The sequence below is a fragment of the Thalassomonas actiniarum genome, from assembly GCF_000948975.2.
GTDB classification, from domain to species: domain Bacteria; phylum Pseudomonadota; class Gammaproteobacteria; order Enterobacterales; family Alteromonadaceae; genus Thalassomonas; species Thalassomonas actiniarum.
This window is the reverse complement of sequence record NZ_CP059735.1, coordinates 4466289-4489699: the sequence shown is the minus strand read 5'-3', so window position 1 is coordinate 4489699 and position 23411 is coordinate 4466289. Positions and strand designations below refer to the sequence as shown.

16 protein-coding genes are annotated in these 23411 nt (G+C 49.3%); 11 read left to right on the top strand and 5 right to left on the bottom strand.

Annotated elements, in window-relative coordinates:
* Together SG35_RS19475 and SG35_RS19470 are read right to left on the bottom strand one after the other, a co-directional pair.
* Positions 1–1983, bottom strand: coding sequence for a GMC family oxidoreductase (locus SG35_RS19475; RefSeq protein WP_274055176.1), 1983 nt, complete (start codon positions 1981–1983; stop codon positions 1–3).
* Between the two features lie 15 nt (positions 1984–1998).
* Positions 1999–4497, bottom strand: coding sequence for a hypothetical protein (locus SG35_RS19470; protein WP_044835543.1), 2499 nt, complete (start codon positions 4495–4497; stop codon positions 1999–2001).
* A gap of 464 nt (positions 4498–4961) precedes the next feature.
* On the opposite strand from SG35_RS19470, the gene SG35_RS19465 reads away from it, so the two are divergent.
* Both SG35_RS19465 and SG35_RS19460 read left to right on the top strand, forming a co-directional pair.
* A complete protein-coding gene (locus tag SG35_RS19465; protein WP_053043390.1) occupies positions 4962–5591 on the top strand; it encodes a phasin family protein in 630 nt (209 codons plus the stop codon).
* A gap of 157 nt (positions 5592–5748) precedes the next feature.
* Positions 5749–7503, top strand: a complete 1755-nt coding sequence (locus tag SG35_RS19460) for a PHA/PHB synthase family protein (protein ID WP_044835544.1) — start codon at positions 5749–5751, stop codon at positions 7501–7503.
* 97 nt (positions 7504–7600) lie between these two features.
* Here the strand turns inward: SG35_RS19460 and SG35_RS19455 are convergent, their stop codons facing one another.
* Positions 7601–8860 (bottom strand): polyhydroxyalkanoate depolymerase, encoded by a 1260-nt coding sequence (locus SG35_RS19455; RefSeq protein WP_044835545.1) that lies wholly within the window; start codon positions 8858–8860, stop codon positions 7601–7603.
* 655 nt (positions 8861–9515) lie between these two features.
* On the opposite strand from SG35_RS19455, the gene phbB reads away from it, so the two are divergent.
* From phbB to phaP, 4 genes are all read left to right on the top strand, one after another.
* The gene (phbB, locus tag SG35_RS19450) at positions 9516–10265 is read left to right on the top strand and encodes an acetoacetyl-CoA reductase (protein WP_044835546.1); all 750 of its coding nucleotides are present in this window, start codon (positions 9516–9518) and stop codon (positions 10263–10265) included.
* A 185-nt stretch (positions 10266–10450) separates the two neighbouring features.
* The gene (gene phaR / locus SG35_RS19445) at positions 10451–10912 is read left to right on the top strand and encodes a polyhydroxyalkanoate synthesis repressor PhaR (protein ID WP_044835547.1); all 462 of its coding nucleotides are present in this window, start codon (positions 10451–10453) and stop codon (positions 10910–10912) included.
* 145 nt (positions 10913–11057) lie between these two features.
* Entirely contained in the window at positions 11058–11408 is a 351-nt protein-coding gene (locus SG35_RS19440; protein ID WP_044835548.1) for a phasin family protein, read from the top strand.
* Between the two features lie 323 nt (positions 11409–11731).
* Positions 11732–12055 (top strand): TIGR01841 family phasin, encoded by a 324-nt coding sequence (gene phaP, locus SG35_RS19435; RefSeq protein WP_044835549.1) that lies wholly within the window; start codon positions 11732–11734, stop codon positions 12053–12055.
* A gap of 120 nt (positions 12056–12175) precedes the next feature.
* On the opposite strand, the gene SG35_RS19430 is transcribed toward phaP, so the two are convergent.
* Both SG35_RS19430 and SG35_RS19425 read right to left on the bottom strand, forming a co-directional pair.
* Positions 12176–13621: a DUF3300 domain-containing protein gene (locus SG35_RS19430; protein ID WP_044835550.1), complete on the bottom strand. Its 1446-nt coding sequence runs from the start codon at positions 13619–13621 to the stop codon at positions 12176–12178.
* 201 nt (positions 13622–13822) lie between these two features.
* A complete protein-coding gene (locus SG35_RS19425; RefSeq protein WP_044835551.1) occupies positions 13823–15547 on the bottom strand; it encodes a Na+/H+ antiporter NhaC family protein in 1725 nt (574 codons plus the stop codon).
* A 185-nt stretch (positions 15548–15732) separates the two neighbouring features.
* Here SG35_RS19425 and SG35_RS19420 point away from each other — a divergent pair, with 185 nt between their 5' ends.
* The 5 genes from SG35_RS19420 (at position 15733) to SG35_RS19400 (ending at position 23394) form a co-directional block, all read left to right on the top strand.
* Positions 15733–16599, top strand: coding sequence for an AraC family transcriptional regulator (locus SG35_RS19420; RefSeq protein ID WP_044835552.1), 867 nt, complete (start codon positions 15733–15735; stop codon positions 16597–16599).
* A 94-nt stretch (positions 16600–16693) separates the two neighbouring features.
* On the top strand, positions 16694–18010 hold the full coding sequence (locus tag SG35_RS19415) for a M20/M25/M40 family metallo-hydrolase (protein ID WP_044835553.1): 1317 nt from the start codon (positions 16694–16696) through the stop codon (positions 18008–18010).
* Positions 18011–18240: 230 nt separating this feature from the next.
* Entirely contained in the window at positions 18241–18897 is a 657-nt protein-coding gene (locus tag SG35_RS19410) for a class I SAM-dependent methyltransferase (protein ID WP_160298388.1), read from the top strand.
* A 235-nt stretch (positions 18898–19132) separates the two neighbouring features.
* Positions 19133–22225 carry an efflux RND transporter permease subunit gene (locus tag SG35_RS19405; protein ID WP_044835554.1) on the top strand — a complete coding sequence of 1031 codons (3093 nt, stop codon included), beginning with the start codon at positions 19133–19135 and terminating at the stop codon, positions 22223–22225.
* A 101-nt stretch (positions 22226–22326) separates the two neighbouring features.
* Positions 22327–23394: an efflux RND transporter periplasmic adaptor subunit gene (locus SG35_RS19400; RefSeq protein WP_053043391.1), complete on the top strand. Its 1068-nt coding sequence runs from the start codon at positions 22327–22329 to the stop codon at positions 23392–23394.
* Positions 23395–23411: the final 17 nt, after the last annotated feature.

Below are 23411 nucleotides of genomic sequence, written 5' to 3'. Positions count from 1 at the left end.
CTATTCTCTGGCGGCGCTGACCGGGGCGGCATCTGCTTGTTCAGGCGGCGTTGCCTTGCTTTCGGTTTGTCCCGCCACTTTTGCCGGTGCTTGCCTGATACCGGCTGCATCCTGTTGTAAAATCACATCGGCGGCCTTTTCTCCTATCATGTAAATGGCACTGACAATGAAAAAGCCGGGAATTTTATGGAAGCTGGAGGCGTCCACCACCCTGAGATTGGGGGTGCCGCGCACGATAAATTCGCTGTCGAGTACTGCTTTTGGGTCATCGTCTGTGCCTATCGGGCAGGTGCAGGAGGCATGGTGTCCCCAGGCATGGTCGCGGACAAACTTTTTCAGCTGTTCGTCGGTTTGTACCTCGCTCCCGGGTAATTCTTCTTCGGCGATAATGCCTTTTTCAATCAACGGCTGGGTCATCTTGCGGACAAATTTGATCCCTTCCACCACAGAATCGAGATCTTCTCCCTTGGTATCATTGCCTTCTTCAAAGTAGCGGAAATTGATATAAGGGGTATCCGTGGGATCCCCCGATCTAAGCGTGACTTCGCCGCCGGTGTTTTTGGTATGGGCCTTAAGCACCGCCCAGGTGAGATAGTTGAGGTTGTCTGCCAGCACTTTGGAATAAGTAGGGAAATAACCGCGAAACAGCGCCAGCAGTGCGAAACAGAACAGATCCGGCAGCGGCCTTTCCTGCATGGATTTTTTGATCACCGCCAGCACCGCGCCATTGGTGGTATAAACCCCTTTACGCTCTTTTTCCCATTGCTCGTACTGGGGGTCTCCCTTGGCGTATTTAGCCCCTTCAAGCACTTCCCAGGTATCAAAGTTCATGCGGTTAACGACACCGACTTCATACCTGTCCTGAAGATTCTTACCGACGCCTTCAAGCGGGATGCGTACCTTGATGCCGTGTTCTTCCAGCGTGGCTTTCGGGCCAATGCCCGAGAGCATTAACAATTGCGGGCTGTTAAAGGCGCCGCCGGATAAAATCACTTCTTTGGTGGCGTTGACCACCCTGAAATCCGAGCTTTCATTGCGGGGCAGGGAATGGGCTTTATACAAGCGGTTCCCCTTGAGGTATTCCACGCCGGTGGCGCGGTTATAGTCATCGAACAATACCCGGGTGACCAGGGCATCGAGCTCGATATGCAGGTTATCCGGGTATTTCTCCTGGACTTCGAGCAAACGCTCGCGCGAACCCATTCTTTCGTGGTTGCGGGTTGCCAGCGGCGGATAGCGCAGGCCAAAGGCGTTGTCTTCCACCAAACGCCAGTCGTTGGGATCTCCCAAGCCCTGTATTTGCCACCAGTTACGTTGCAGCGGCTCTTTTAAGTCCTCAAACGCGACTTTGGCGGATTTGACTATGGTTTTTACCAGGTCTTCATCCCCCAGCGCGCTTTTCGGGATAGATTTTTCTGTTTGCAGCCAGCCGTCATAGCCGTGACGGCTGGCGTTGATGCCTAAGGTTTTACCTAAAAAACGTTTGAATGGCCTGTGATGGCAGTTTTCCAGTTTCTGGAAATAATTGCGCATATTGTCGGCATTCCAGGAATCATCGCCGGTAAGCTTGGCGATATCATTCCAGTCGTCGTTATGGGGGTAGACGGTTATCATGGCATTATGGGCGGTACAGCCGCCAAGACAGCCGGCCCTGGGATACAGCACGCCGTCGACCTTTTCCCCCTGGAATTCGCCGGTATATTTGGGATCTTTTTTCTGCTGTTCGTCATTGCCGTAATGGCGCACGAAATAATCCCATTTCATGGCATTGTTTTCCGTGCTAAAGGCATGGAAAACCGGCACCTGGTAATCATCCGGCAGGCGGTCTTCATCCGGTTTGACCGCATCGGAGCCGGACGAGGTCATGGGATCGCTGCCGGACTCCAGCACCAATACCTTTTTGCCGCTTTCTGCCAGCCGGGCGGCCAGGGTGCCGCCGCCGGCCCCTGAGCCCACGACGATATATTCGAATTCATCGGTCATTTTCAGCGTCCTTATTTAAAATGTCTTCAGGAACTTGATTAAGTCTTGTTTTTGTTTGTTACTGAGGGCAACCGCGTTTTTATCGTATTGGGTGCCGAAGTAATGACCTCTGTTGACCACGTAATCGGGGCACTTGCTGGCATCAATCAAAGGGTCGACCAGATCTTTAAAGACGGCGCGCGCCTGTTCGTCGCTGGCGCCTTCCGGTAAGGCCTTGAGGTCTTTTTTGATTTTCAGCAGCAGTTTCAGTACTTTTTTCCGCTGCTCCAGATCGATATTGGACAGCATGGAAACCGGGGTGCCGCTGGGGATAGGGCCGATTTCTATGCCGTCGCCGCTAAACAGCCAGGGTAATAGGTCTGCCAAAGTGCCTTCGAGCGCCTGTAAAAATCCCGGCAGGTAGCCGGAGGAGACCCGCAGATAACTTTGCTCTGTGGTTTTGTCGATAATACCCGGATGTTTTAATCCGGACTTGGTGACTACGGTAAAGTCGCCGTCGCGTTTTTCCGGCCACAACAGCTGCTCTATGGCATCGTCAAAGGCCTTCATCCTGTCGGCAACCGTACCGCTATATTCGAAACGGCCTAAAGTGTTGTTGAGTAAGAAAGGCGCCGTACTCCATAAGCTCACCAGGGACGCGGGGCGGGTATAACCGCGGCCGCCGCCGGGCATCTCGTACTTGCTTACTTCGCCGCTATAGGGGTGCTGCACTTCGATTGCCCCCACCGACGGCAGGTTTTTATAGGTTTGTGAGGAGAAGTTATCCCAGATATTGTCTTTTAGGGCGTTGGTGGCCAGCGGGCTGCAGGCATTGGTTTCGAGCTGGCTCACCGGGATGCGCATCTCGGTAGAGAGGAAGTTATTATCGAGGAAATCCTCCGCCTTGACGATTTTTCGCATCTGGTGCTTGAATTCATCGGTCTGGGTCCAGTCCCAGTATTTACTCCAGCAGGCGAGGTAGTTGCCGTTATTACAACCCTGATCCGGGAAGAAGCTGACGGTTTTATCCGGAAATTTACTTGAGTGACAGCGGGCGCAGGTATCGGCAAAGACATTTTTACCATTGGTCATCTCTTCTTCGGTGGCGTTTAAATAGGCATCGCCGCCGGGGGCATCTTTAAGATAGTCCGGTGTGGCAGAGGCTAAAAAGAATAACGCTAAATCAGGGGTTTGCGCCTCGTTGGCATTCCAGAAAGAGGAGTTTTTCCGGGCATCTGCTATTTTGATCGGGCTGATTTCTTTCCCGCCCACGAGCGGCATAAAGTGTTGCAGCCATTCGTCGCTGAACAGGCCGATATTGAGATAAACCCGGTTTAATGCGCCTAAGGCGCCGACAGAATCCGCCCCGTCTTTCAGTACCCTGGGGGTGAAGACGGTATTCGGCTCCTGGTAAAACTGGGTCAGCGGACTGTCCGCAGGCACATATTCATTGAGCTGGGCGTTGTTGCTGCTGCCGCCTGAGAGTTCTTCCTTGCCGAATTTAGCCGCCAGTTCCATACGTGCTCCCAGGTTATAGATGGCGTTCATAGTACGGGGGTTATTGATATAGTCGGTGGAAACAAAGGAGGTATCCAGCGCCCCAGGCCTTGAGGTATGGAACAGCTGATAGGCGAAGTTCGAAGCATCTGCCCCCCACATAAAGATGCGGTCAATCCAGAAATATTGTGCTCCCGGGTTGGAGTTGAGGTTGGCCCACTCGGGGTTTTCGTGGTCGGCAGGCGGGTTACTCGGATTTGGCCCGACATGACAAAAACCGCAGGACATGCCGACGCGGTAAGGTTTTACCAGATCTTTATTAAGATAATAACTGGGGTCGTTATAGTAGCGCTCCGGATCCCAGTTTTTTTCTGCTTCGGCGTCAAAGGCCGGGTTGGGGAAGAGTCTTAAACCGATAACGCCACTGCCGTAGCCGTAGTAGGAACCAAGCGGCATATTATCGCCTCTGGCGCCTATTTTTATACCCGGATATTTTTCTTCGTTCTCAAACGGGTCCGGGGCGCAGCCTTCGGCTCTTTCATCCAGCCATAAACCGTAGCGATCCGCCCTGGGGCCGGTGGCTTTTTTAAAGCAAGGTTCGTTGACCAGGCCGAAATAAGACCAGCGGTTATCCCGGCTGTATTTGGTTAAACTGGGGTGGGAAGAAAGGGTTTTGAGAAAATCGAGATTGCCGACGCTGGCCTTGGATAACTCGTCCCAGAGGGTGTCGTTGCCGGCGGTCCAGACGATCCAGTTATTGCGTCCCTTGACAAAGGCGTCAACCGCCTGGCCGTTGGTGATCCCCGGAACGTAAGGGGCAAGGCGGCTTTGGATCAATGCCGGGTCTTTACTGACGCCGTAATCCATATCGGCATAATAATCTTCATCGGCGCCGGGCAGGGAGTCTGCTTCCCGTCCTACGCATTTAGCTTCATCTAAGGTTTTTCCGATTCCCTTGCCACAAGGAGTCTCACTGCATCCCTGAATAACGAGGAGAAAGACCACGAAAAAGGTTGAACGGGCTAAAAACCTTTTCATAAATAATTTCCTTATTTGAACTGAATTATATTATTTTTTGTTCCCCGCCAAGGGGTTGTAATAAACTATAGGTGATAATAGTCAGTTCGCAACAAGGTTTTGCTTTTGTGTTAATAATGAAAAAAGTTTTTTGCTGTGTCATCTCCGGGCAAAGGGGCTGTAATAATTGCAGGTGATAATAACCCCTTTGTTCCCCTCTGACTAAAGGATTATCATAAATTACAAGTGATTAAAAATTCACGTATTAATCCGGCAACTGATGTCAGGGTTTAAAAGGAATAAGTGGCTGAAAAGTAAATACCAAAATTTGATGTTGCATTGCACAATAAGGGTTGACATGTTGAAAATTTCAACATAAATTAACTTGTGTTGCGGCGCAGCATGTTGTTATGTACATGTAGCTTAGCTAAGGTTAGCAAGAATATTAGCAATAAAACTAATAAAATTTGATTTAAGGATAGATCATGAAAGATAACCAGACACCATTTAACCAACCCTTTTCTTTTCCTCTGGTTCAGGCAGCCTCGCTTGGCCAGTCCTTTATCAGTGACTTGATCTCCAGTCAAAGCCAGTTCCTTGAAGCGAGCTTTAATAATGCGGTAGAGCAGGTACAGAAAATATCTACCCTTGATGATACTAAGGATTTTTGGGAACTTCAGCAAAGTTATTTACAAAAGCAAAGCCAGCAATTCTCTGAGTTTGCTGGAGAAGTTGTTGAAAACATCAATAAAGTCCAGGCGGAATACCCGACGATATTTAATTTTACCCAACCCGGCGATAAGGAAAAAACCAGTGTTGCGGTACCGGCGGAATTAGTGGTGAAAAAGCCGAAAAAAGCCGCAGAGAAAAAGCCCCGGACCGCAAGCAAGAAAGCGCCGGCCAAAGGTAAAGGTGCAGCCACCAAGGCGGGCGCTAAATCTGCTGCTAAAGCAACCAAGGCAAAAGCCGTTGCTAAACCTGCTGCTAAGGCGAAACCGGTGGCAGCAGCAAAAACCGAACCTCAGTCCCAGCTGGTGATCCCTCAGGTGGATAAGAGTAACGGTGCAACCCCAAGCTCGCCGCTGAAGCCAGCGACCACCCCGGCTAAATCATAATTTTCTTTGTTGACGGTAAAAGCCCGACAGATGTTGGGCTTTTGGCTAGCAACCCCGTTTAAATTTGCGCTATCCCAGTGTTAACACAATACTGACTAGTGCTGAGTTTATTTGTATCAAGATTTTTGCCTGACAGGGCAGATAGCGGAGTAGTTTTATGGGTAGCGGTAAGGCAGTAGGTCAAGATTTTATCCAATATTTAAACGATGAAACCAGCAAGATGCTGGCAAATTTTTCTTCCACAGAAACCAAGCAGGCCATCGAAGATTTTAGTCAGCAGTGGTTCAAACTCACCCAGGATGCGTTGAAAGATCCTGCTTCCTGGTTAAGCCTGGTAGAGCAATATCAGCAGCAACACATGAAATTATGGACCGCCTTAGTCGGCGGCCAGCCGGCTCAGGCCGCAGAGAAGGCCAAAGAGCTGACCAGCTCTTTGGAGCAGTATCAGAATAATCCCGTATTTGAGTATATTAAGCAGTCATATCTGATGACCTCGAAGTTGCTTAATGAGAGTGCGGCCAGCGCCGCTCTTGATAGCGCAGAGCAGGAAAAGCTGGTGTTTTATACCAAGCAATTCATTGATGCCATGTCGCCGGATAATTTTGCCATGACCAATCCGGATGTGATCAAGGAGGCGGTTGAAACCAATGGCCAGAGCCTGGTCAATGGCTTGAATAACCTGCTCTCGGACATGGATAAAGGCCGCATCAGCATGACGGATGAAAGCGCCTTTGTGCTTGGGGAGAACCTGGCGGTCACCGAAGGGGCGGTGGTTTATGAAAATGAACTGTTTCAGCTCATTCATTACAAACCGTTAACGCAGAAGGTGTACCAGCAGCCGGTGTTGATTGTGCCCCCCTGTATCAATAAATATTATATTCTTGATTTGCAAGAGCATAACTCTTTTGTCCGTTATTGCCTTGAACAGGAGCAAAATACTTTTTTGATCTCTTGGGTTAATCCCACGAAAGAACAGGGTTCGCTGAGTTGGGATGATTACGTTGAACTTGGGGTGATTAACGCCATTAACCGGGTGAAAGAAATTACCGGGCAAAAATCCCTGCATGCCTTGTCCTGGTGTGTCGGCGGTACTTTGCTGGCTTGTGCCCAGGCGGTCTTAACGGCGCGTAAAGATAATTCGGTGGCGTCGGCAACTTTCTTAACCACCTTAGTGGACTTTGAAGAGCCGGGTGATATTTCGGTGTTTATCGATCCCCAGCAAATAGAGTCTTTGCTGGCCCAGGCGAAACAAAAGGGCGTACTCAGCGGCCGTAACCTGGCGGTGGCCTTTAATATGCTCAGGGCCAATGATTTGATCTGGTCTTATGTCGTGAGAAATTATCTTAAAGGCAAGCAACCGGCGCCGTTTGATATTTTATACTGGAACGGCGATTCGACTAACCTGCCTTATGAAATGTACCGTTTTTATATTACCCAGATGTACCTGGAAAATAACCTGAGTAAACCCGATGCCCTCAATATTTGCGGCAGCGATATTAACCTGGGCAATATAGAAATCCCTTGTTATTTCCTTTCCACCATAGGGGATCATATTGCGCCATGGCAAAGTACCTATAAAGGTATGGAGCTTTTTGGCGGCAATAAGGAATTTGTTTTAGGGGCCAGCGGCCATGTTGCCGGGGTGATTAATCCCGTGAGTAAAAACCGCCGCCATTATTGGGTAGACGGCAATGCTGATCAGGGGGCAGAGCACTGGCTGGCGACAGCAGAGAAGAAAGAAGGCTCCTGGTGGTCGCACTGGAGTGATTGGATTAAACAAAGTGCCGGCAAGAAAATCGCCGCGCCTGAGCTTGGCTCTAAGCAATATCCAGTGATTGAAGCGGCGCCCGGGCGTTATGTTAAAGTGAAATTGGAAGATATCGACAATCCGCCGTTGAATGAAGCGGTATAACCTTTAAAGACAAATCTTTAACAGAAGCGTTAAGGACATCGGGAGAAGCGGGGAGCCGTTTCCCCTGATGTCCTTTTTGTCAAATAGCCTTTTTAATTTACAGGGCCTGCTCCATGCTTTGTTCTTGAGCCTTATCCCTGGGTTGATTATAGGTGGTGATAAAGCGCCTGATCAGCGGCCCTATTTCCTGGCGGAACCTGCGGCCGTTGAACACGCCATAGTGGCCGACATCTTCTTGTACATAATGAAACTTCATGTCTTCGGGAATGCCGGTTAAGATACGGTGTGCGGCCTCGGTCTGTCCCACCCCGGTGATATCATCGTTTTCACCTTCTATGGTCAGCAGGGCGACCTGGTCAACCTTGGAGCAATCAATGACTTTTCCCTGGTATTCCATTTTTCCCTGGGGCAGTTGATGCTCGATAAAGACCCGGCGTATGGTGTCGAGATAATAGTCGGCGGGCATATCCATGACCGCCAGGTATTCATTATAAAATTTTCTGTGGTTTTCGGCGCTGTCGCCATCCCCTTTGATCAGATCCCCGAAAAAGGTGAAATGCTTATGGACATGGCTGTTGTAATTCATGCTTAAAAAGCCGGTGAGCTGGATAAAGCCCGGGTACACCTTTTGTCCGACGCCGGTGTATGTCTCGGGTACGGTACAAATGACATTTTCTTCAAACCATTGCAGCTCTTTGGAGATGGCATAATCATTGACATCCGTCGGGCTGATCCGGGTATCTATCGGGCCGCCGAGCAAGGTCATGGATTTGGGCTGGAAATCGACCTTTCTTTCGGCCATTACCGTGGCGGCCACTATGGTGGGCACGGTTGCCTGGCAGATAGCCACGATGTGAACGTCTGATAAAAATTCGCAAAAATCAATCAGGTAACTAATGTAATCGTCCAGGGAAAAGCCGCCATGGCTGACAGGCACATCCCGGACATTTTCCCAGTCGGTAATATAGACCTCATGATCGGAAATAAGGTGTTCAACCGTGCCCCTGAGCAAGGTGGCATGGTGGCCGGATAAAGGGGCGACTACCAGCAGTTTGGGCTGGTCAAAGGTGGCATTGCGTTTGAAGTGGCGCAATTTGCAAAAGGGTTTCTCAACAACAATTTCTTCTGTTACCGCGATTTTATTGCCGCCGATACTGGCATATTTAATGCCGAACTCCGGCTTATGATAATTCTCGGTGATCCGTTCCACCACTTCAGCGGCGGCGGCGATGGTTTTGCCTGTCATGGTATAACTTAGCGGGGACCAGGGCTGGGTACAAAAATTGCGCATATGCTGCATATAAGCATTAATCGGGGCAACTGTTTGGGTATAGGCCTGGTGTAATTGATATAGCATATAATCACCTTTGCAAAATTACTTGTAACGAAAAAGCGGCTTATGACGTCAGCGATAATTTTTTGTAGCGATACTTTTAGCAATACTAGGTTTTCATCAATCAAGTCACAAAATTTTCATAAAACATAAGTACACTTCCCTTTAAGTTGATTGATGCCGGGCAAGCTGTTGGATGTTGCTTTGCAGCAAATAAATCTATAGATGAGTTTTTTTACAATGTAAAGCCAGGTTTAAGCCTGTCGGGCCGGGGATTGTTGCTGTCCTGGCTGAAAGTTAATGAAATTCTATTGTTTTTCAATGCTATATAAAAAAATAATATCTAATTACCCTAAGTTACTGGTATTTGTAAAATAATGAAATACAATGGTTATTCTTTATCCGGAAATAGAACTGGGATGTTATTTTCGATAAAGCTAAAAGTAGCCGTTGAGTGAGTGGTTTGGGTATAAATGAATAGCTGGAAGACATTTTTTACCTGAAAGTTTTTCAGTTTTAACCGTAAGCAGGATTTTCAATCCGCTGTATTTATTTCAGGTTTTAACACCCGAAATAAAAGGTTGAATGTAGCGTGGCACGGTCATGAAGACCCGTTGTTAATCACAGCTATACTCAGAAAAGAATTTTTAACAACCATAAAAAACACAAGGAAAGGTTTATGACTCAAAAAGTAGCTTTAGTAACCGGTGGTACAGGTGGTATAGGTACTGCAATTTGCCAATCTCTGGTAAAAAGCGGGTATCGTGTTGTCGCCGGTTATAATAGAGGCGGTGATCATGAACAGGCCAGAGCATGGCAGGCCACACAGCGTGAACAGGGTTTTGAAATTGACATCAGCTATGGCGATGTCACCGATTTTAGGTCCTGTGCCATCTGTATCGCTGATGTAAAAGAAAAAACTCGCAGTAATATCAGTGTCCTGGTAAACAATGCCGGCATTACCCGGGACACCCAATTTAAAAAGATGGACCAGGATGACTGGCGCGATGTCATTACCACCAACCTGGACAGTGTTTATAATATGACTCGCCAGGTGATCAATGACATGATCACCGATGGTTACGGGCGCATAGTGAACATTTCATCGGTTAACGGCCAGAAGGGCCAATTCGGCCAGACCAATTATTCTGCCGCCAAAGCCGGCCTCCATGGTTTTACCAAAGCCCTGGCACAGGAAGTTGCCCGTAAAGGGGTCACGGTAAATACCCTTTCTCCCGGTTATGTGTTAACGCCTATGGTAGCGAAAATAGCACCGGAAATTCAGCAAAAAATCATTGAAGGTATCCCGGTAGGCCGGATGGGCTCAGTGGATGAAATAGCGGCTGCGGTAGCCTATTTAACTTCCCCTGATTCCGGTTATATTACCGGCTCTAACCTGGCCATTAACGGCGGCCAGCATATGTATTAATGCCGTAGACATGATGCCCTGAGACAAAATCAGGGCATGGCAGTTAACGAAAGGCCGGTGTTATTGCTACACCGGCCTTTTTCTTATTTATCGCTTGAGCCTTGGATATCAATTCATGTCAATCACAGGTACACTTACCGGCAAATGATGAAATTTATATGAAATAAAAAATAAGGTTTTCAATTATGTCAGACTCCCGGATCATCAAGAAATATCCTAACCGCCGTTTATACGATACCGGCGAAAGCCGTTATATTACCCTGAGCGATATCCGCAGCCTGGTATTAACCGGCGTTGAATTTCAGGTACAGGACAGCAATAGCGGTGAAGATTTGACCCGGTCGATTTTACTGCAGATCATTATGGAAGAAGAGTCCAATGACAAACCTATTTTCAGCGTTGCGGTATTGTCACAATTGATACGTTTTTATGGCGGTACGGTGCAGGGGGTTTTTGCCCAATACCTGGAAGAAAGCCTGTCTATGTTTGCCAAGCAGCAAAATATGTTTACCCCAACGGCGGGGCAGGATCCGCTGCAAAACGTCAGTAAGCTGGCGCAGCAAAATATGAAGATGTGGTCTGATATGCAGAAGGCTTTTTTGCAATCAACGGGCCTGGGAGATCGGGACGATAAAGACGGCAAATAACGGGCCAGAAGTCCTGTTTTTAACAGGAAAAAAACTGCCTGAATAGGTTTGACATCGATTAAAAAATAAACCATTATGCAGAAGGAATGTTGCGGCGCACAATTGCCGACACAAGGTTTACTTTATAGCAACAGGAGCGGCTATTATGGTTAATTTCACAGATAACATGGGCTTATATAAAGAAGTCGGCGAGAAAAGCTTTAAAGGGATAAGTTCACTCGGACAAATCAATTTAAATGCCTGGCAGAAACTGGCCCAGAAGCAAATGGAAATTTTCTCCCTGGCAACAGAAGCCGGGATCAGCAGTTTAAAATCTTTGGGTGATAAACCTGACTTTCAACAAATCTCTTCGCAGCAGGCTGAAATAACCAAGCAATTAGGCGAAGAAATCAGCAGCAAAAACCAGGAACTGTTAGAGCTGACCACAGAATTACGTGATGAATACATAGCCTTTACCGAAGAACAAATATCCGGCATTAATTTCCTCAATCGCTGATGTGAAAAAGCAGCACGGTTTGCTGCTGTTAACTTATCAAAGTATGAATTATCAATAAGCTCTCCCCGGGTAAATCGCCTGCTATTTGTTTGCCCGGAGAAGGCACAGCCGATGAAGGTTTCATCCACAGCTTTATTCCCCGCTCTTTATTCTCAAGTTTTTTAGCTATAAAAAACTCTTTTTAAATCAAGAGCAAATGTCAAACAATTAATTTTTGTTGCGCTGCACAAAAATAGTGGTGGCTTTTCTTTTTATTAGCGGGTAAACTTGTTTTGAACTCAATTGCTGCAGTGCAGCGTAACAGTGGAAGAGGGAACTTAAATATGTTTAATCAATTTACCCAACAATTTACTAACGTGATGAAACCTTTAAATACTCTGGCTGATATCAATGCAAAAGCGGCAGAGCAACTGGTTAATCAACAAGCTTCATTTGTCACTTCACTTATGCAGGACAGCGTAGCCCATACCAAGGAAATGGCCGGGAAAAGTGATATTGCCAGTGCGGTTGAATCTCATAAGATTTTTGTCGACAGCTTTCAGTCTAAAATCACCAAAACGGCAACAGATGCTTATGCCGTGGTGACTAAAACCACGGAAGAGGTGAGCAATCTTTGGAAAGACAACCTGGCGCAAGTGGCCAAGTAGTTTATCCCGGGCACTGAGCTTACCCGGCAATCTTTATAACAAACGGTCCTTTGCTTAAAGCACAGGACCGTTTTGACGTTATCGGCGCTGTATTAACGCTTAAAACTCCGCCCTTTTACCTTATCTTTCCTTGATGTTTCTATTACGCCTGTCCTGGCGGCTGCGTTGATATTGGTGACTGCTGCGCTTGGCGCTATGTTTGGCACTTGCTGAGCTTTTTGGCCGGACACTTTTGTTGGTGTTTATCGAGCGGTTGTAGTTTTTCTTCGCGCTGTTGCTATTTGCGTAACTCTTAGGTTTTTTATAGCTCGGTTGGCTTGCCTTGTAAGAAGAGTTGTTGCGGCTTTTCACCTGAGCTTTATGCTTGGTGCTTGTATTTAGCTGCCGTTTAGTCTTGTTACTTTGATAACTGGCTTTAGTCGATTTTAAGGACTTGATCTCTCTTGCCTGACCGGACTTTAACTGACGGGTGAGTTTTTGTTGCCGGGTGGCATTCTGTGACCGGTTAACAGCCACGGCTTTGTTTTTTGCCTTAAGGTGATTGCTTTTATAACCCTGGCTGGCAATTAACTGGCGTTCATGTTTGCGCTCCCTGACAATATACTGCTTGCTGGGGCGGCTGCTGTGATAGCGCTTTTTGACGATATGGCTGCGATAAGCCGCGCCTCTGCGGTGCACCGGATTATGATACCAGCGTTTGCTGCCATGATGGCGGATAATATCCCTTCTGTGGTAGTAACCCCGGGTATAATGACGGCGTTTTAATACCACCAGGTGATTGTGGTGCCAGTTCACCGCGCTGAAGTAATGATGAAAGGAGATATGCACTCCCGGATGCCAGGAAAACAGCCCGTGATGGCCGCCATAATGATGACCATAGTGGCCATGGTGGTAGTGATGACGATGGCCGCTGTGCCAGCTAAAGTCCCAGTAAACCGGGGGATGGTGTGCCCAGTGCCAGTTGCCATAGACCACCCGGGTATCGTAATAGGGCACATACACCACTTCTTTTTCTATCGGTTGTATGATGATATTGTCATCTTCACTACTCACTTCCATGTTTTCCATGTTATCCAGGTTGCCGGCCTTTTGTGCCTGCTGCCTCAGGGTTTGTATGCCGGCGAGTACCTTGGCTTCGTCCTGTAAAAAAGCATCGCCGAGTTTTTCGGTCCAGTCGAGATCATCGCTTAAACGCTCAAGAATCTGCGGAAACGGTACCAGGGCTTTAACACTGGGATCCCAGGATTTCTCTTCTACCTGCTCCAGGCTTTCTTCTGCACTGAGATCTGAATGTTCACTGACCCAGCGCTCCGCCTGGATCACTTCTAACGGGTAAGTGGCGGCAATTAAGATATGGCTTAATATCGTATCCGGATATAAGGCGATTGGCGCCAGGATTTGCGCAAGTTCGGCTTCGCTGAAATGTTTTACCGCTTCTACCTGGATATTGCCGCTTTCCCGGGGTTCGTTATTTTCATCCGAATAAGGTAGCGACAGGGCCGGTGGAGCGCTTAACAGCAGGGATACGCTCATCAGGGTATAAAATAATGGGCTCAGGGTTTTCATAGACTCACCTGTATTGTTATGTAAATGACCAGCTCAATAAAAACTAACTTGGCTGTTATGGTTGATCATAGGAAAAGTAAACTGAACCTAAGCTGAACAGAGGGCGGGAAATGCAGAAATTAATAAAGTATTTTGGCTATTGCTTAGTTTTACGGGAGTCGGGGCGCTATTGATAACAATAACGCCCTTTGTCCGAGGTGATTAGGCAAAGAAAAACACCGTCAGTGTCCATAATACCGCGGCTAAACTTGCTGCCAAGGTTGCCGGCACCAGCTGGGATTTTACATGGTCCATCAAATCGCATCCCGTGGTCATGGCGCTCAAAATCGTGGTATCGGAAATCGGCGAGCACTGATCGCCGTAAACACTGCCGTTAAGCACAGTGGCAAAGCACACCATCATAAACAGTTCCGGGTTGGCCAACCCCTGAGACTGGGCGACTGCCCAGGCCAGCGGTAATGCCAGCGGAAAGGCGATGGCATAAGTGCCCCAGCTGGTGCCGGTGGAAAAGGCAATCAGCATGGTAATGAGTTGTAACAGCACCGGCAGGCACCAAAATGGCAGGCTTTCTCCCAGTTGTGACACCAGGTACAAACCGCCGCCGATTTCTTTACTCAGGCTGCCGATAGTCACCGCCAGCATCAGGATCATCGAGGCGAGCACCACACCTTTTAAGCCGTTGCCAAAGCCGTCGATAAGATCTGTCAGCGACATGCCTTTGCCCAGGGCGATAAAGGCGGATAATAATAACGCCACCCCGAACGCCCAATTCACCTTAGGTGAGCCCAGGGTAATAAAAGTGATCACCGCTATGCCTATTAAAGTGGTTAGCGGCAGTACAAATTCCAGCACATGGGGGCGGTAACCCTGGGGTACATCGCTGCTTTGCAATTCCTTGGCGCTTAACGGCTGGGCATCGTCGGCGTCAAGTTGTCCCGTGGTTAATGCCCTGTGGCGGGCCTGGCGGATACGCGCGCCGGAAAAGCGGGTGATATTTAAACTTAATAATAAGGTGCCGGTGACCGCGAGTATGCCGTAAAAACTAAAAGGAATACTGGCGAAAAAGAAGGCGATGCGATCGGCTTCGGTGGCTAAAAAAGAAACCCCGGGAATAAAGATCAGCGCCTGTACATATGCGGGCCAGGCATTAAAGGCCAGCACCGAGGCTATCGGTGAGGCGGTCGAGTCAACGATATAACTCATTTCTTCATGGCTGACTTTAGCCTTGTCTGCCAGCGGCCGCACTGTGGTACCCACCAGTACGGTACTCATGGTGCCCCCCTGGAAAAATAATACCCCCAAGAACCAGGACACCAGCTTGGCGGAGCGCTGTCCTTTGACAAAATGTCTGGTCATAAAAAGGGCAAAGGCCTGCGCGGCACCGGTTTTTGACCAGATCCCCAAAAGGCCCCCTAACAGCCAGAGATAGAGTACCAGCAGGGCCGCAGTTCCTTCGGTGGCAATGGTCGGGATGATCACCTTATCGATCAGATCATACTGGCCTAAAATCAAAGCGCCGGTGACAATACCGCTAAACAGAGCGGTTAACGGCTCCCGGGTCAATAAACACAGGGCGATGGTGATCAGCGCCGGCAATAACGACCAGAGGCTGTAATGAAAAGCGGGTTTTAATAATTTAATTTGCTTATTTTCATCCCGGACCCATTGCTGGCTCATCGGGGGGGCTTGATTGCTTTTGTCCAGGTTGGCCTGGTTTAACGCCGAGTCCCGATAAGGCACTAGCTCGCCGATCAGGACTTCTTTGCCTTTGTATTTATAAGCCAGCTGCCCGGCGTCCGTGGTATAGGTATCATAGACATAACTCTGCTCCAGCCACACAGGTTTTACGCTGTGATGGACATAAACGGCGGCGCACAGGCCCAGGATTAAAATAAACAAGGCAATGCTGTTATTATTTTTTTGCATTTTTTAAGTGGTTCCAATAACGAAGCGCTGATTTGCAGATACGTTAACACTTAATGGCCGCTATTGGCATCCGTGAATAACTCTTTGTCTGCGAAGTGATGCGCAACTTTTATCAAGAACCCGGTAAAGAGAAAGGATAAACTAGTGTTATTGACTAACAACTGAAGGTTCAAGCAGGAAAATTAATGCATTACCGGCAAAGGTTACAGCAGACATTAAGTTATATCGGCAGCCATTTGCAGGACGAGCTGACCGTCGATAGCCTCAGCCGTCAGGCCAACCTGTCAAAATATCATTTCCACCGCCTGTTTTCCCTGACGTTTGGCATTACCCCCGCCGATTATATCAGGCTGCAGAGGTTAAAGCGGGCCTCCTATCAGCTGGCCTATCGCAGTGAAATCCGCATTCTTGATATCGCCCTGGAAAACGGTTACCAAAGCGCGGAAGCCTTTTCCCGGGCGTTTAAAACCAGTTTCGGGCAAAGCCCGTCAAGTTTTCGCAAGCTGCCACAATGGCAGCCCTGGTTTGACAAATACCGGGCATTAACACTATTAAGGGAGCAGATAATGAAACAAAAACCGGGTGAAATAGCCGTTAATACTGTCTTTTTTGCCAAGAGGCAAGTGGCGGTATTAGAGCACAGGGGGGCGCCGGAATTGCTCGGTCATTCCATTGCCAAGTTTATCAGTTGGCGCAAGGCCAATAACTTACCTCCTAAGGTAAGTGAGACCTTTAATCTGGTTTATGATGACCCGCATGCCTGTGAAGGGCAGGACTTTCGTTTTGATCTTTGCGCTGGCGTTACCGGTGAAGTCGAAGAAAATGCAGCCGGGGTGAAACTTAAGGAAATCCCCGAAGGGCGCTGCGCGGTATTTCGTCATATCGGCCCGGATGAGAACCTGCGCGCGGGTATCGAATACCTATACGGCCCCTGGCTTGAGCAAAGCGGCGAGCAGTTAAGGGATTTCCCGCTGTTTTTCCAGCGGGTAAGCTTTTTCCCTGAGGTAGCTGAGCAGGAAATGATCACCGACGTGTTCCTGCCGCTGCGCTAGTCATGAAAACCGCTTGTAGCTCTTGTAATAAAGAAAAAGATCGGGGAGTATCAGCTATTCTTTTATTGGCTGATTTTAATAAAGCGGGTTGAAAATGAAACACTTACTCATTTCACTGGTATTGATTTTATCCGGGACAAGCGCCGTGGTTGCTGCAAAATCCTTAAGCTTGAGCGCCACGGAAACTCAGATCGTCAAACAGGTTAAACAGGATTTACCGCAGGCCTTAGCCGAACTGGAGCAAGTGGTGAATATCAATAGCGGTACCATGAATTTCCCCGGGGTGGAAAAGGTCGGCCGGGTGTTTTTGCAGCAGCTTAGCGAGCTGGGTTTTCAAAGCCAGTGGCTTGACGGAAAAGCCTTTAACCGCGCCGGTCACCTGGTGGCCAGTTACGGTCAACGCGGGCCTAAAATTTTGATGATAGGGCACCTGGATACGGTTTTTGCCAAAGAGGATGATTTTCAGCGTTTTCAAAAACTCTCCGACAGTGAAATTGCCGGACCCGGGATCACGGATATGAAAGGGGGGGATGTCATTATCGTCTCAGCGTTGAGGGCGCTGAAAAAACTAGGACTACTGGACAATGTTCGCATCCGGGTGGTGATGACGGGCGATGAAGAAAGCAGCGGCCGCCCTTTGTCACTGTCGAAAAAAGTGCTTATTGATGCGGCGAAATGGGCGGACATTGCCCTGGGATTTGAAGACGGCGACAGCAATATTAAAACCGCAGTAACCACCCGGCGCGGCGCCGGTGGCTGGACTTTAGCTGTCAGCGGCCAACCTGCCCACTCCTCACAAATCTTTACCGAGGAAGTTGGCGACGGCGCTATTTATGAAGCGGCGCGTATCCTGGAGGCGTTTCGCCAACAGCTTGCCGGGCTGGAAAATTTAACCTTTAACCCCGGCCTGATTATTGGCGGTACCCGGATAGAAGACCTGGCAGAAAAATCCCAGGCCCGGGCGTTTGGTAAAAGTAACGTGGTGGCGCAAACCGTTAAAGTAAAAGGGGATATCCGGGCGGTGTCATCCCGGCAGCTTGAGCAGGCAAAAAAAATCATGCAGGCCATTGTTAGCGACAATCTTCACAAGACAGATGCAAAGTTACATTTTGCTGAAGGCTATCCACCGATGGCGGATAGCCACGGCAACCGTAAGCTATTAAACATGTATAGCAAGATCAGTGAGCAGTTAGGCTATGGTCCTGTGGTGGCGGTCAACCCGAGAAAGGCGGGGGCGGCGGATATTTCCTTTGTTGCCGATCATGTCTCTATGGCGCTCGACGGTTTGGGCCTGATGGGCAGGGGCGGTCATACCAAAGATGAAGTGGCGGATATCACCAGTTTTGGCAAAAACATTGAAAAAGCCGCCTTGCTGATTTATCGCCTGGGGCAAATGGAGTTGCAGCAGTAACATTCAGTTTTGGCCAAAAAGGGTATAGGGGGCGAACCTGCTGATAATTGGGGATTAACTTCCCTTTGGAACGGGTTTTTTTCAATTCGCTGTTATACTTGAGTGAGAAAATCATACGCGTTATGCGACCGGATAGATGAGGATTTTACATGTTAACCTTGCCCCGATTATTGCTAACAGCAGTTTTGAGCTTTTCTCTGTGCCTGCCCGGTTTCGCAGCCAAGGAGGCAGTGTTTGTTAAAGGTGAGCGTTCAGCAAGCGATTTGGAGCAGGATGTTGACCGTAAGGGCCGGCAGGTTCTTGAGCTGGTAGAGTTAAAACCCGGTATGGTAGTGGCGGATATTCTGGGGGGCGGGGGTTATTACAGTGAGTTAATCGCCGAAAAAATCGCCCCTTACGGCCGGGTGTATTTACACAATAACCAGGCCTATCTGCCCCATGTCGGTAAAGAAGTGGCGGCGCGCTTAAAAGACAACCGGCTGGAAAATGTGATCCGTCATGACAGGGAAACCGGCGATCTGGCCTTTATCGATCAGAGCCTGGATATGATTTTCTTTATCCTGGGTTATCACGATATCTATCATGTCGATAAAAACTGGAAAATCGATAGAGATGATTTTATCCGTCAGTTGAAAACCGCGTTAAAACCCGGCGGACAATTATTGATCATCGACCATTCGGCCCCCGATGGTAGCGGTACGAAATACAGCCAGGATCTGCACCGTATCGATAAGGCTTATGTGATTGGTGAGCTTAAACAAAAAGGTTTTAAACTGATCAAAGAAAGCGATTTATTGGTTAATGACAAAGACAGCCGGGAGATCTCTCCCTTTCATCCGGATATCCGCCGTAAAACCGATCGTTTTATTCTCCTGTTCCAAAAGTAACAGCAAGGTAAATGATTGTCAGTTAAGTTGTTATAGATAATTTTTAGTGTTGCTGCCGCTATCGGCGCCGTTAACGGCGACAAATATGTCAAAGTATGTCTGACCATTGCAAAGTCTTTCCCGTAAGCCATTCACCGTATTTTAGTCTCCGTTAGTCGTACAACAAGTTTCGTAATTACCTCTCCCTGCTATGTTTTATGGCAAATGAAATAAGAATTCCAATTGGGAGCGCCACATGAAACTCACCTCCAGTGCATTGACCAGTCCGGCAGCCGTTGCGGTTGCGGTTGCACTTATTTTGTTGCTTGGCATACTCAGCCTGTTCAAATTGCCGGTGCAGCTTTTTCCCGATATCGAGCGTCCGCGGATCAGTATCCAGACGTTTTGGCGGGCGGCCTCTCCCCAGGAAATAGAATCCCAGATCATCGAACCCCAGGAGCAGGTCTTGCGCGGTATTCCCGGGTTAAGATCTATGAATGCCTATGCCAACCGCGGCGCTTCTTTTATCAACCTGGAGTTTGGTGTTGAAACCGATATGGACCAGACCCTGATTGAAGTGATCAGCCGTATGACCCGGGTGGAGAACCTGCCGCGGGATGCCACGCCGCCGCGCATTATGTTGGGGGGTTTTGGCGGCGGTACTCCGGCGTTGACCTTCTTCTTTTTACAGGCCCTGCCGGGTAACGAGCAATCCATTTATGAATATGTCGACTTTACCAATGATGTTATCAGGCCACGGCTGGAAGCGGTAGAAGGGGTTTCCAGCGTCCAGACCTTTACCGATCAAAATCGCGAAGAGCTGCAAATTCGTTACAACCCGGTAAAGGCGGCGCAATATGGCATTGAGATCCCAGAACTTATTGCCCTGGTATCAGAAAGCAACGATGTCTCCGGTGGCTTTATCGATGTTGGCCGGCGCCAGTACACCTTAAGGTTTAACGGTAAATACCAGGTGGATGAGCTGGAAAACCTGCTGCTGGCATCACGCAACGGCAGCAATATCCGCCTCAGTGATATCGCCACTGTGGATGTGCGCAGAAACGACAGGCAAAACCTGGCGATACAAAACGGCAACCCGGCCTTTTCCATGCGTATCGACCGGGTAAGCGGCGCCAATGTTTTAGACACCCTAAACCGGGTGAAAACCGAAGTTGAGCTGATCAATACTGAGCTGCTGGCGGAGAAAAAGCTGGTGATGGTGCAGTCTTTTGATGCTTCCGTGTTTATTTACCGGGCGATTAACCTGGTCACCAGCAACCTGTTTGCCGGGGTGGTGTTGTCCTTGTCGGTATTATGGTTTTTTATCCGCCGCATGCGCGCCACTTTGATTATCGCGACCGCCATTCCCGTGTGCCTGCTGACCACTTTTATTGTCCTGCATATTACCGGGCGCTCCCTGAATGTCATTTCCCTGGCGGGTCTGGCCTTTGCCGTGGGCATGGTGCTGGATGCCGCCATTGTCGTGCTGGAAAATATCTTGCGGCAAAGGGATAAAGGGGAAGACCGGCACAACAGCGCCGAGAAAGGGGCCAAGCAGGTGTGGGGGGCGCTGCTGGCGTCCACCGCCACCACGGTAGCTATCTTCCTGCCGGTGTTTTTCCTCAAAGACATCGAAGGCCAGCTTTTTGGCGATTTGGCGCTCACCATTGCCATCGCCGTGTCTGTGTCTCTGATCGTTGCCGTGGTGTTATTGCCCGTGCTGACGAAATATTTGCTTAAACAGCAAAGCATGAACGACCCCAATGAAAAGCTGTGGCAGGCGATCACCGCCAAGGTAATGTGGCTGACCAACTCAGGCAAAAAACGAGTCTTGTTGTCGCTTAGCCTGTTAGCCATCCCTTTGGTGGTGACTTATCTGGCGATGCCGTCGTTAGATTATCTGCCGCCGGTAAAACGCGATGCGGTTGATGCTAATTTACGTTTTCCCCCCGGCGCCAATATCAATACCATAGAAGAGGAGGTGGTCAAACCTATTGTTGAGCGCTTACAGCCTTATATGGACGGCACCAAAGAGCCGGCACTGAAAAACTATTACCTGTTTAGTGGACCTTTTGGCGGCAATATGGGCATACGGGCCAAAGATCAGAGCCAGGTAAATGAACTTCTTGATCTGGTGCGCAATGAAATTTTGGTGGATCTGCCCGATACCCGCGTTTTTGCCAACCAGGGCAATTTATTTGGCGGTTTTGGCGGCGGCCGCCAGGTGGAGGTTAATTTACAATCTAAAGATACCCAGGGCCTGCAACAGGCGGCGCGCCAGGGACTGGATTGGGTGCGGGAAGCGATACCGGGCGCCACGGTGCAGGCGAATCCGGGCACAGAAATGAATGAGCCGGAACTGAGGTTAACGCCAAACGATCGCAATATCCTGGAGCAGGACTGGAACCGCCGGGATCTGGGCCGGGTGGTGCGTACTTTAGGGGACGGCCTGTATGTCGGTGAATATTTTAACGGCAGCAAACGCCTGGATATGATCTTAAGGGCCGACGGCTGGGACGACCCCGATAACCTGGCTGATGTGCCTGTGGTCACAGGTACCGGTTCCATTATGCAGTTATCTGAGCTTTTGGATATCAGCCGTACCGTAGGTCCTACACGGTTAACCCGTATCGACGGCAACCGTACCATTACTTTAAACATCAATCCGCCGCAGGGCTGGTCGCTGGAGCAAACCATAGCCGCATTAAAAGAGCAGGTTGAGCCTAAGCTCAAAGCCGTGATGCCGGATGACGGTAATATTATTTACGGTGGCAGCGCCGATCAGCTGGAAAAAGCCATCGGTATCATGGCGGAAAACTTTGTCTTTGCCTTAGTGATTTTATTCCTGCTGATGGCGGCGTTATTTAAATCCGTCAAAGACAGCCTGCTGGTGGTGATCACTATACCGCTGGCGACCGTGGGCGGGATATTGGCGCTGCAAACCCTGAACCTGTTTGTGTTCCAGCCGCTGGACTTACTGACCATGATAGGTTTTGTCATCTTGCTCGGCTTAGTGGTTAACAATGCCATCTTACTGGTGCACCAAACCCGCCAGGCCCAGTTGTCGGGCATGAGCCGGATTGATGCGGTCGAGCAGGCACTGGCCCTGCGCTTGCGTCCTATCTTTATGAGTACCGCCACCAGCTTCTTCGGCATGTTGCCTCTGCTGTTAACCCCGGGAACCGGCAGCGCCATCTATCGCGGACTGGCGGCGGTGATTGTCGGCGGCCTGGCGGTCAGTACCATCTTTACCATTATTTTATTGCCTTGTTTGCTGCGCTTAACGGCAAAAGATTTTGCTTTTAAATCTTTGCCTGGCGGAGCGAACAAGCAGGCGTTAAGCCAGTAACCCGAGTTTGCCCGGAGCAGATGTTCCAGGTCTGGCAGTCACACTAAACGAACAGAAAAAATTAACAAGACAAGTTGTTTGTAACAACTAAGGTGCATCAGATGAAAAAGTTTATTCCCGCAGTATTATCAAGCTGTCTTTTTGCCGCCATGAGTGCCTGGCAAGTACAGGCGGCTGAAAATAATGCCCAGCTGGTCAGTATCGAAGCGGCAAAAAGCGAGCAGGTCAGTCCGACCATGTGGTTGCCCGGCAATGTCGTCAGCCGCACCAATGCGCCGATCTCCGCCGAGCAGACCGGGCAGCTGTTATGGATAGCCGAGGCGGGCACCCAAGTGGAAAAAGGCCAGGTGATCGCCCGCTTGGATAAACGCCATTTAGACTTGCAACTGGCCCGGCAGCAGGCCCGGGTAAGGCAATACCAGGCGGATGTCGCTTACCTGAGCAAGCAAAAAAAGCGTATGTCGGCATTAAACCAGAAAAACAATACCGCCTTAAGTGAACTAGAGCGTATCATCAAAGATTTGGCGGTGGCGGAAAATGAAGTGATTGCCATGGAAATCATGGTAGAACAGACCCGGCTGGACATAGAAAAAAGTACGGTAGTGGCGCCTTTTAGCGGCAATATCAGCGAACGTTTTGCCCACCTGGGGGAGTTAATCGAAGTGGGCCGCCCGCTGGTGCGGCTGGTGGATACCCGTCATCTGGATATCCGGGTGGCGGCGCCGTTAAGCATCGCCTCTTATTTAGAAGCCGATGCCAGGGTTTTGGTCAAATGGCAGGATAAGCTGGTGGAGCTGCCGATCAGAAGCTGGAGCAAAGCAGGCGAACAGACATCGCGCACCTTTGATGTGCGCCTGGCGGCGGATAACCTTGATCTGCTGGCGGGCGCTGCGGTCACTGTCTCTTTACCCAAACAGCAAGCGGGCATGGCGACCTTAGTCCCCCGGGATGCCCTGGTATTACGGGAAAAAGAAACCTTTGTCCTGACCCTGGAAGATGACAATACCGCCAATAAAGTGAATGTGCTGGTGGGTCAGGGGGTTGGCCGCTGGATCTCGGTTTCCGGCAGCATCAGCTCCGGCGACAATGTTATAGTCCGCGGCGGTGAGACTTTGCGCCAGGGACAAAAAGTACGGGTGGAAAATGCGCTAATTGCCAAGAATAATTAATCCAGTGCCATCAACAG

Excerpts from the sequence above, each read along its gene's own strand:
- SG35_RS19475 (WP_274055176.1), bottom strand. The coding sequence starts at position 1,983 with ATGACCGATGAATTCGAATATATCGTCGTGGGCTCAGGGGCCGGCGGC.
- SG35_RS19470 (WP_044835543.1), bottom strand. The coding sequence starts at position 4,497 with ATGAAAAGGTTTTTAGCCCGTTCAACCTTTTTCGTGGTCTTTCTCCTC.
- SG35_RS19465 (WP_053043390.1), top strand. The coding sequence starts at position 4,962 with ATGAAAGATAACCAGACACCATTTAACCAACCCTTTTCTTTTCCTCTG.
- SG35_RS19460 (WP_044835544.1), top strand. The coding sequence starts at position 5,749 with ATGGGTAGCGGTAAGGCAGTAGGTCAAGATTTTATCCAATATTTAAAC.
- SG35_RS19455 (WP_044835545.1), bottom strand. The coding sequence starts at position 8,860 with ATGCTATATCAATTACACCAGGCCTATACCCAAACAGTTGCCCCGATT.
- phbB (WP_044835546.1), top strand. The coding sequence starts at position 9,516 with ATGACTCAAAAAGTAGCTTTAGTAACCGGTGGTACAGGTGGTATAGGT.
- phaR (WP_044835547.1), top strand. The coding sequence starts at position 10,451 with ATGTCAGACTCCCGGATCATCAAGAAATATCCTAACCGCCGTTTATAC.
- SG35_RS19440 (WP_044835548.1), top strand. The coding sequence starts at position 11,058 with ATGGTTAATTTCACAGATAACATGGGCTTATATAAAGAAGTCGGCGAG.
- phaP (WP_044835549.1), top strand. The coding sequence starts at position 11,732 with ATGTTTAATCAATTTACCCAACAATTTACTAACGTGATGAAACCTTTA.
- SG35_RS19430 (WP_044835550.1), bottom strand. The coding sequence starts at position 13,621 with ATGAAAACCCTGAGCCCATTATTTTATACCCTGATGAGCGTATCCCTG.
- SG35_RS19425 (WP_044835551.1), bottom strand. The coding sequence starts at position 15,547 with ATGCAAAAAAATAATAACAGCATTGCCTTGTTTATTTTAATCCTGGGC.
- SG35_RS19420 (WP_044835552.1), top strand. The coding sequence starts at position 15,733 with ATGCATTACCGGCAAAGGTTACAGCAGACATTAAGTTATATCGGCAGC.
- SG35_RS19415 (WP_044835553.1), top strand. The coding sequence starts at position 16,694 with ATGAAACACTTACTCATTTCACTGGTATTGATTTTATCCGGGACAAGC.
- SG35_RS19405 (WP_044835554.1), top strand. The coding sequence starts at position 19,133 with ATGAAACTCACCTCCAGTGCATTGACCAGTCCGGCAGCCGTTGCGGTT.
- SG35_RS19400 (WP_053043391.1), top strand. The coding sequence starts at position 22,327 with ATGAAAAAGTTTATTCCCGCAGTATTATCAAGCTGTCTTTTTGCCGCC.